This is a genomic window from Candidatus Anaeroferrophillus wilburensis (assembly GCA_016934315.1).
Taxonomy (GTDB): Bacteria; Desulfobacterota; Anaeroferrophillalia; order Anaeroferrophillales; family Anaeroferrophillaceae; genus Anaeroferrophillus; species Anaeroferrophillus wilburensis.
The window spans coordinates 83,191-93,000 of sequence record JAFGSY010000039.1 but is presented as its reverse complement, the minus strand read 5'-3'; the positions used below and the strand labels follow the sequence as shown (position 1 = coordinate 93,000).

General features: G+C 55.4%; 9 protein-coding genes. 2 read left to right on the top strand and 7 right to left on the bottom strand.

Annotated elements, in window-relative coordinates; all coding sequences use genetic code 11:
* The 7 genes from JXO50_10535 to ispG all read right to left on the bottom strand — a co-directional run.
* The coding region (locus tag JXO50_10535; protein ID MBN2333526.1) for a TIGR00725 family protein at positions 1–457 on the bottom strand (457 nt) is incomplete at its 3' end.
* Positions 444–1,085, bottom strand: a complete 642-nt coding sequence (locus JXO50_10530; GenBank protein ID MBN2333525.1) for a protein-L-isoaspartate(D-aspartate) O-methyltransferase — start codon at positions 1,083–1,085, stop codon at positions 444–446. The genes JXO50_10535 and JXO50_10530, both read right to left, overlap by 14 nt.
* A 206-nt stretch (positions 1,086–1,291) precedes the next feature.
* Positions 1,292–2,230 (bottom strand): thioredoxin-disulfide reductase, encoded by a 939-nt coding sequence (gene trxB / locus JXO50_10525; protein ID MBN2333524.1) that lies wholly within the window; start codon positions 2,228–2,230, stop codon positions 1,292–1,294.
* Positions 2,231–2,504: 274 nt separating this feature from the next.
* Complete coding sequence (locus JXO50_10520; protein ID MBN2333523.1) at positions 2,505–3,308, bottom strand: hypothetical protein; 804 nt, start codon at positions 3,306–3,308, stop codon at positions 2,505–2,507.
* A complete protein-coding gene (gene mutL, locus JXO50_10515; GenBank protein MBN2333522.1) occupies positions 3,277–5,091 on the bottom strand; it encodes a DNA mismatch repair endonuclease MutL in 1,815 nt (604 codons plus the stop codon). The genes JXO50_10520 and mutL overlap by 32 nt, the downstream gene beginning before the upstream one ends.
* Positions 5,088–5,390 (bottom strand): DUF1232 domain-containing protein, encoded by a 303-nt coding sequence (locus JXO50_10510; GenBank protein MBN2333521.1) that lies wholly within the window; start codon positions 5,388–5,390, stop codon positions 5,088–5,090. Before JXO50_10510 ends, mutL begins: the two co-directional genes overlap by 4 nt.
* 55 nt (positions 5,391–5,445) lie before the next feature.
* On the bottom strand, positions 5,446–6,507 hold the full coding sequence (ispG, locus tag JXO50_10505; protein MBN2333520.1) for a flavodoxin-dependent (E)-4-hydroxy-3-methylbut-2-enyl-diphosphate synthase: 1,062 nt from the start codon (positions 6,505–6,507) through the stop codon (positions 5,446–5,448).
* 116 nt (positions 6,508–6,623) lie between these two features.
* On the opposite strand from ispG, the gene JXO50_10500 reads away from it, so the two are divergent.
* Positions 6,624–7,313 (top strand): ABC transporter ATP-binding protein, encoded by a 690-nt coding sequence (locus JXO50_10500; protein ID MBN2333519.1) that lies wholly within the window; start codon positions 6,624–6,626, stop codon positions 7,311–7,313.
* On the top strand, positions 7,306–9,810 hold the full coding sequence (locus JXO50_10495; protein MBN2333518.1) for an ABC transporter permease: 2,505 nt from the start codon (positions 7,306–7,308) through the stop codon (positions 9,808–9,810). Before JXO50_10500 ends, JXO50_10495 begins: the two co-directional genes overlap by 8 nt.

Here is a 9,810-nt window from a genome sequence, read left to right as displayed (position 1 = left end):
TGACGGCTTCTGCGGATGTTTCATAGCAGGACAGCGACGGCACAAAGCTCCAGGATTGTCCCACGGCAACCAGAGGTTTCCCCAGTTTCCGAGCAATACTAATCTCCGCCAGAGTTCCATCAGACCCGGGGAGGGCAACAACACCGTCAGCTGAGTGTATAATCACGAAATTGCGGAGATGACCAAGGCTGGTGACAATCTCATAATCGACAAAAGGATTTGCCTGATGACGCTCCCCTCCGGGAACAATGCCGATGGTCGTTCCCCCAGCCCCCTTGGCACCCCGGGCGGCTGCTTCCATAACCCCTCCCAGTCCGCCACACAAGAGAAGGTGGCCGGCCGCCGCCAGACGGCGGCCCACATCAGCAGCTAGGCAGGCAACGTCGGCATCACACACACCGGCACCGATAACGGCAATCTGCCGACCTGGCGCGCGATCCGGGTCATCCCGTACCATATTTCCCCACTAACTTGACAAAGTTGCAGGGGATCAATTTATCCTGCTGGCAGAGACCTTGGAAATCCTTGGTAATGCGGTAGAGATATTGACCCTCCTCTTCTATGAGAGGAAGGAGCAGTATGCCGCCGGGCATCAGTTGCTCAAGCAGGGGCGGCGGCGGAGAAACGGCAGCGGCAGAAACCACAATAATGTCAAAAGGAGCTTCATTACTCCAGCCATAGCTGCCGTCAAATATTTTGACCACAACATTGTGGCAGTTCTGCTGTTCCAAACGCTGACGTGCATGAATGGCGAGGGAACGATATTTTTCGACCGTAAAGACCCGCTCGGCCAAACGGCTGAGGAGGGCAGTCAGGTATCCCGATCCCATGCCGATTTCGAGCACTTTTTCATGGCCTTGGAGGTTTAGCTGACTGAGAAGAAAGGCAACCACATAGGGTTGGGTCATGGTCTGCCCTTCACCGATGGGCAGAGAATGGTCACCATATGCCTGATCCGCCAGGGCCGAATCAAGAAAATAATGGCGTGGAACCGTGGACATGGCCGCTATGATCCGGGGGTCATCAATCCCCCGGGCGACAATGTGTTCCTCAACCATCTTTTTTCGCCAGCCAACATATCTCATGATCTGTTGTTAACAAAAAAAGATGGAAAAAAGCAACTTAAAACCGCACAATTAGTCATGATTATCAATAACAGTTGCGCAATAACTAGTGCATGAAGCTGACCCAAGGCCAGCTTCACCGGCAGGTGAAAGCCTGCGGTAATTGGCTGCAAGGCAATCACGCGTGTTTGCCGTCGAACCCTGATAGATAATCAGACGGGGATCACTCAATCCCCGGAATAGTTGGCTTCAATAAATTTTTCCGCCTGAACGGCCGCCACCGCACCGTCAGCAACTGCAGTGACAATCTGGCGTACAGGTTTCTGGCGAGCATCACCAGCTGCAAAAAGTCCCGGACAGGAAGTAAGCGTATCTTCACCGGCCTTGATAAAGCCCCGCTCATCCATTGCCACCAGGTCCTGGAGAAAATCTGATTGTCCCCGCATGCCAACATAGATAAAAACGCCGGCAACCGGAATCAGCTGCACCTCCCCAGTCTGCACATGCTTGATTTCGATCCCTTCAACACTCCCCTGACCGGCAATACGGACCGGTACATGGTTCCAGAGAAACGCTATCTTTTCATTGGCGAAGGCACGTTCCTGGACAATTTTCTCTGCCCTTAGAGCGTCACGACGATGAACGACATAAACCTTTTGGGCAAATTTCGTCAGAAAAATCGCTTCTTCAATAGCCGCGTTGCCACCACCGATGACCGCAATCTCCTGATCGCGGAAAAAAGCACCGTCACAGGTGGCACAGTAGGAAACTCCGCTGCCCCTCAGCTCCTGCTCACCGGGAATTCCCAGTGAAGACCACTGAGTGCCGGTGGCAACAATGACGGTTTTGGCGGTCAGCTGCTCACCGGAAGGTGAGAGCTCAACCTCAAAACCACGGGTCTGGGGGGAAAGTTTTACCCCTTCCTGAAACTGGCGGACCTCGAGGCCAAACTTCTTGCCTTGGGCCTCAAACAGCGGCCCGACGGTGGCACCAATCAACGGATCGGTAAACCCGGGATAGTTTTCCACCGTCTCAGTGGTGGCCACCTGCCCCCCCAGCATCATTTTTTCCAGCACCACCGTTTTCAGCCGTGCCCTCGCTGCATACAATCCGGCAGTCAAACCCGCCGGTCCACCACCAATAATGATCACATCATAATCAGCCATTATGCCCTGCCTCCTTGAAAATTAAGACAATAATCATCCAACGACAACAACCTAATGGTTTCATCTTTCGTTGTCCAGCAGAAAATACATACCATAATAAACAAGTTTAACAATAAATGCTTATCTGATTGAATTATTGGTCTTTTATGAATTACATCACTGGCGAAGAACCTGTCTGATGCTTCACTTTGACGACCCGTAGGGCGGCAGTAAATGTGACAGCAACAAGGCGCGGCGTGAGTACCTCCGGCTGCCCTTCAAGGAGAAAAAAGCATCAAGGCTCCCTGAGCATGTGACAGTTTATTTCCTGAATATCAAAGGGTACCTGCTGTCGCGACAGAGAGACCGGATTGAGCGGCTGGTTGATCTGCAGGGCGGAGAAATGCAGATCCATACTGCCAGCCGAACAATGGATCACCAACCGACGGGGAAACAACTTGCCTTCTTCAACAGCAACAAAATCGTCAAAGCCGATATGCCATTCATCTCCGTCAATAAAACGGATAATTTTGCCGGCCGGCACCTGCCTCTCTTCGGCCACCAGATACTGCACGGTATCAACCGGCATACGAGGGATTTCAAGCTGCGGTTCGGCTGTCGGATCTGCCGGCGGGCGGGATAACATCTGTGACCAACCGGCCAGCAGCTGGATATACGTCCACCAGGAATTGCCCTGCCGGCACTCCTCGCCCTGGTCAGCTGTCAGAAATCCATGATAGGTTGCCTGCTGATTGCTGTCAGAAAGCCAGAACTGGCGATCGGCGATCAAGAGCTGCCAGGCAACACTCTGCCAGGGGGTTAACCATTGAACTTTTATCCGGTCCGGAGCCTGGGCAATAAAGCGGATACGCTGCGAAGCCGACTGACCGTCACCCGTCTTCAGCTTCACCACTCCCCTTGCCGTCACCGTCTCAACATTCACCAGTTTGTTCCAAACGGCCGCCGTCATTCCGGGACCGATCACGCCGGGAGAAAGAACCTCCAGCCGGCGGCCGGCACAACCGCCGACAATAACAACGGCCAGCAGCACTGCAACCAGCAGACGACTAACGGCGGTGAAATCTCTTTTCCAGTTCATTCTTACCCATGGTTATGTAAAGGGGACGTCCATGGGGGCAGGTTCGCCCCACGTCCACCTGATCAAGCTTGGCCAGCAGCAACTGAATTTCTTCAGGACTCAGGAAGTGATTGGCTTTGACCGCCAGCCGGCAAGCCATGCGGGCAGCCAGGTCATCCGCCCCGGGAACAGCCTGCAGCTGCCCTTCACTTTCCTGCAGGTCGCTGATCGTCTGCTGGAAAAGGCTTAGGGGCTCCCGATCACCGGCCACCGGCGGCACACCGGTGAGAATGATCGCCCGGTTGCCGAAGGGTTCATAGAGAAAACCTAGCTTTTCAAGCAGATGGCGATACTCCTCCGCCACGGCCTGCTCAGCGGGAGACAAATCAATAGTTACCGGCAGCAGCAGCTGCTGGGTTGGCTGAGCCCCATCCATCTGCCGGCGCAATTGATCAAAAAGAATCCGCTCATGGGCGGCATGCTGGTCAACCACATACAGCTGGCTGCCATGACTCAGGATAAGATAGCTCTGCCAAACCTGGCCGACAATCTGCATGGCGGCAAAAAATCCGCCGGTGGCCGGCTGAGGAAAACCAGGTTCCGGAGTTGCCGGTTCCTGGTTCTGATGGCCATAAAATGCCGTAGCGTCGGTTTCTCTGATCGCCGACGATGGCGGATGCCAGGGGGGCAGAACCGATGGCTGATACGGTTGGTTTCCTGCGGCTGGGAAGCCGGTGGCTGTATGCACCGGACTAAAAAGCAGGGAAAAAGGGTCATCACTGAGCATTTCTCCAGCCGTCGGCACACGATACCCACTCAAGGATTCCTGGATTGACCGACTGATGAGCGAAAAAATCCGCCCGGGCTCGGCAAAGCGCACCTCCTCTTTGGCAGGATGGACATTCATATCCACCAGTGCCGGGTCGATGGTCAAAAAAAGGACACAAACCGGATAGCGCCCTCTTTCCATCAGCCCCTGGTAGGCCCTGATGACGGCTTGGGAGACCATCTGGTCACGCACCACCCGGTTATTGACAAAAAGGTAGAGGGAGCGGCGGTTGGGGCGATGAACCGTTGGCGGAGAGATATAACCGTCCAGTTGGCCGCTATCCGTCCGGCCGCTGGCTATCGGCAGCAGTTCCTCCCCCACCTGCCGCCCAAGCACCTCAATGATCCGGCTGCGGACACGGGCAGAGGCAGTCCTGACAAACAGGGTTTTCTGATTATGGATCAACGTAAAACTGCATTGGGGATGGGCGAGGGAAAAGCGGTTCAGACAATCGACCACCCCCCCCCGCTCGGTAGAGGTGGCTTTGAGAAATTTTCGCCGGGCGGGAATATTATAAAAAAGATCCCGTACCGTCACCGTTGTCCCGATGGGCGCACCTGCCGCCGTCACCAGGTGAGCATTGCCATCACATACGATACGTACCGCTTCTGATGCCCCTTCCTCCCTGGTCTCAAGAATAAAACGGGAAACAGCGGCAATACTGGGCAATGCCTCGCCACGGAAGCCAAAGGTCTGCAGAGCAAAAAGATCGGCATCGCTGATGATTTTGCTGGTGGCATGCCGTTCCAGAGCCAGGAGGGCATCTTCCCGCCCCATACCGCAACCGTTGTCGATAACCTTGATCAGTTGTTTGCCGCCCTCTTCAATGATGACGGTAATCTGATCGGCACCGGCATCAAGGGCGTTCTCCACCAGCTCTTTGACCGCTGAAGAAGGCCGCTCAACCACTTCACCGGCGGCAATCTTATTATGAACCTGGGGAGGCAGGATATGAATTCTGGACACAGCACTCATGCGGACAACCTCCGCCGATGCTCATTGACAATTTCCGGCGGCACCAAGGAAAGAAAGAGGCGGCAGGCAAGAACGATAACGACTAGGTCATCAAGCTGGCCAACCACCGGCAGCATAAAATCGGGCAGCAGATCATACGGTGACAGCAAGTAAAAAACTGCCGCCACCGGAATCATTTTAACCGGCAGCGAAACCCGGGAATCCAGCAGCAGTCGCCAGCACAATCGTACCATGAAGAGCAACTGATGCAACACATTACCCAGCTGCCACAGATTTCGGGACTGAAAATTCTTACTCATGATTTTATCCAGCCTGCAGCCGGCAGTCAACCTGGTTGAACAACCCATGACTATCTCAACAGGAATTTTCGCCGGCCAGCGCTTCGACCTCCGCCACCAGGACATCCAGCAGCCGGTCTTCCGCCACCTTGCAGACCACTTCACCCTGCTTGAACAGCAGACCGTTCCCTCGACCGCCGGCAATGCCCACATCTGCCTCCCGGGCCTCACCGGGACCGTTGACCACGCAGCCCATCACCGCCACCTTCAGCGGTTTGCGAATATGCTGCAGGCGGTGTTCCACCGCCTGCGCCAAGCCGATGAGATCAATCTCGGTTCGACCGCAAGTGGGGCAGGAGATCAGCTCAATTCCACGATGCCGCACTCCAAGGCTCTGGAGTATCTGGTAGGCGACGAAGATCTCTTCCACCGGATCGCCAGTCAATGAAACCCTAAGGGTATCCCCGAAACCAAGATAAAGCAAAATACCAATGCCCACCGCCGACTTGATAGCGCCCCGCAGGGGAGTCCCCGCTTCGGTGATCCCGATGTGAAAGGGATAATCCACCTCCTGAGCCAGCAGGCGATAGGCTTCAACCGTATGGGGAACGTTGGAGGATTTCAGCGACACCTTGATCAGATCAAACTGTTCATCTTCCAACAAACGAATATGGCCCAGTGCACTGGCAACCATAGCCCGGGGGGTATGACCATGGGCTGCCACCACCTCTTTTTCCAGAGAGCCGGCGTTTACCCCGATGCGGATGGGAATCGAGTGGTCCCGACAGGCCTGAACCACTTCCCGCACCCGGGCAGCCGAACCGATATTGCCGGGATTCAGCCGCAGGCCATCCACCCCCTGTTCCACCGCCTCAATGGCCAGTCGGTGATGGAAGTGAATATCGGCAATCAAGGGAATGGCAATCCCTGCTTTAATCGCCCCCAAGGCTTTTGCTGCCGCCATATCCGGCACCGCCACCCGGACTAGTTCGCAGCCCACCGACTCCAGCCGCTTAATCTGGCCAATCGTTGCTGCGACATCCCGGGTGTCGGTGTTGGTCATCGATTGAACCGCGATCGGCGCATCACCGCCAACCGGCAGATTGTCGAAAACGATCTTTTTTGTAGGTCGCCGCATTGCTCTGGAGCCTCTTGACTTTACTCTACCAGATCACTAGTTTGACAGTTATATACCCTTAATGGTAAAAATTGACAACCGCAATAAAAACTCATAACACCTGAAAGACTATCTTCATGAACCAGCCGCAACCGGCATCTCCATGCTTTATCCAGCTGGAAAAGCTGACAAAAACCTATGCCGGTGCCGTGCCGGTTGAGGCCCTCAAAGGCATAGACCTACAGATTATGGCCGGCGATCGCCTGGCCCTGCTGGGCAAAAGCGGCTCAGGGAAATCTACCCTGCTGAACCTCCTGGCCCTGATTGATAAACCAAGCAGCGGCCGCCTGTTGATCGACAGCCAGGAAGCATCTTCATTCTCGGAAAAAAATGCCACCCTTTACCGCCGCCATGACATCGGCTTCATCTTCCAGTTCTTCAACCTGTTGCCCACCCTGACGTTGGCGGAGAACATCAGTCTGCCGCTGGCCCTGCTGGGCCGCAGAGAAGGTCAGCTCCTTGCCGATCTCTGTCAGGCAGCCGGCATCAGTGACAAGCTTCACCGCTACCCTGAGGAGGTCTCGGGTGGAGAGCAGCAGCGGGCGGCAGTGATCAGGGCCCTGGTGAAAAAACCCCGGCTGATCCTGGCCGACGAGCCGACCGGCAATCTTGATCTGGAAACCGGACTGAATATCGTCGCTCTCATGAACCATATCTGCAAGACCTTCGGCACCACCCTGATTATGGTCACACATAGCAGCGAAGCAGCGGCGGTTTGCTCCCGCCGTCTGCATATTATCGACGGACACCTGCAAAACGATGTTTAGACTTCTAAAAGCCTTCATGCTGCACCACCGGCGGCAGCCGCTGTCGACGGCCATCTGGATTTTCGGCGTTGCCCTGGGGGTGAGCATGGTCTCCGGTATCCACCTGGCCAACCGCTCCGCACTGCAATCCTTTTCCCAAGCCACCACGGCCATCACCAGCCGGGCAACCCATGAAATTTCCTCTGCCAGCGGCATCATTGATGAAAGCATCTACGGCCTGCTGATGACTGCCATCCCAGGCCTGCAGGCAGCACCGGAAGTGCGTGGCACCCTGCCGGTTAGCGGCCGGGAAATAACCATGGTTGGTCTCGACCCGCTGGCGGCCAGGAAACTCAACCCGCTGTTTGACCAGTCCCTGGCACCGGACACTCTGAGCCGTTTCCTGACCGAACCCGGCACCGTTGCCGCCACCCCTGCAGCGCTCAAGCTGGCCAACGGACACCAGCAGCTGCACCTTGACAACGGCGGCCGGGACAGCAGGATTCGCACTTTAGGCATTCTGACAACCATCGCGGTTCCCGAAAGCAGTGACCGACCGGTTGTCTATGGTGATATTTCCTGGGTCCAGGAGATGCTGCAGGGACGTGGCAAGCTGAAAAGCATCTTGCTTCTTATTGATAATCAAAAGACGGTAACGGAGGTCGAGCAGCTATTGCCCGAACATCTCCAACTGGTAAAAACCGCCAGCCGCACCGACCTTTACACCTCCATGCTGGACTCATTCAATCTCAACCTCACTGCCTTGAGCCTGCTATCGCTTTTTGTGGGGTTTTACCTGGTTTACAATACCGTTCTCTTCTCTCTGCTCCAGCGCCGCCGGGAGATCGGCATCCTGCTGACCATGGGCTTTTCCCCAACCCAGATTTCCTGGGCGCTGCTCACGGAAATCACTCTGGTCGCCATCATCGGATCCTTGGTCGGCCTGTTGCTCGGATATGGCCTGGCCCGCTACTCGCTGGTGATCATCAACCAGACCATCTCCGATCTCTACTTTTTTCTTCGCTCACAACCACCTAGAATCACAGTTGTTTTCCTTGTTCAGGGATTGCTGGTGGGAGTTGCCGCCGCTTGGGTAGCGGCTTTTTTCCCTCTCTTGGAGATTCGTCACGCCACCATTGTTTCCCTGCTCTCCCGCCGTCAGGGAGAGGATCGGACCTTTACCCACCGCCGGCGAAATTTCCTTGCCGGGCTCGGAACCATTCTTCTTTCTCTGATCATTGCCTACCTTCCTTCACCTACCCCCTACTTCGGCTTCGCCGCCGCCTTCGGCATTTGTCTTGGTTCCTCCCTGATGGTTCCATTGGCCACCGAACGCTGCATCTCATTCCTTACCGCCAGCACCATGCCCCTCATCAAGTGGCGGCTGGCGGTCGGCGCCGTCAAACGCTCACTGAGCCGGAGTGCACCGGCCATTGCCGCCCTGATGGTTGCTTTGGCGATGTCGATGGCCATCTCGTTGATGATCGGCTCCTTTCGTCAAACGGTCGACCACTGGTTTCTCAACAGTATCCAAGGTGATTTTTTCATTACCGACAGCGACCGGGATTATGACGCCAGTCTCCTTGATCCACAGCTGATCACCGCTGTCCGACAGCTTGACCACGTAGCAGCCATCAACCGCTATCGCAACATCCGCTATCAGTTCAATCATCGCCTGGTGAGGCTTTCCGGGGTTGATGCCAGAACCCTGCAGCACCACTCCAGCTATCTCTTTACCGCATCCCTGCCGGGAGATCCCTGGGAGAGAATGGCCACCGGCGACGAAGTGTTCATTTCCGAAAGCCTGGCACGAAAAAACCAGCTGACCGCCGGCGACACTATCAGTCTGGATGGTTATGCGGGCCGCCGGGCGTATACCATTGCTGCGGTTTTTCGCGATTATATCACCGAACATGGCGTTATTCTGCTGGATTACGACAACCTGGCCAGTTTGCTCAATGATCAGGGAATTAATTCCATGGCGCTTTTTCTATCTCCGGGTGTGGATCGGAAAGCATTTGCTGCCACCTTGCAGCAACAGCTCAAATCCCTGCCCTGCTTTGTCTATGCCAACCATGAACTGCGGCAGCGGATCATGGAGATTTTTGATCGCAGCTTTGCCATTACCCTCAGCACCAGGATGATTGCCATTCTGGTGGCTTTTTTCGGCATTATCAGCGCCCTGCTGGCCATCTATATAGAAAATGAGCGGGAATACGGCATTCTTCGGGCCCTGGGGCTGAGCCGGGGAGAGGTCTTTTCCCTGGCCCTCGGCCACTCTTTGACCCTGGGAATGCTGGCGATTGCTGGTGCGGCATTCTGCGGCCCCCTCCTCGCCTGGGTTCTGATCAAGGTTATTAATCTGAAATCGTTCGGCTGGACGATCGATTTCAGATTTGATGTAAGCCTCTATCCTGGCATGGCGGCCGTCACCGCCCTTGCATCGATGGCCGCCGGTCTTTATCCCGCTTGGCGGATAGCCAACAGCCAGCCATCATTCCAGATGCGGGAGCGGTAG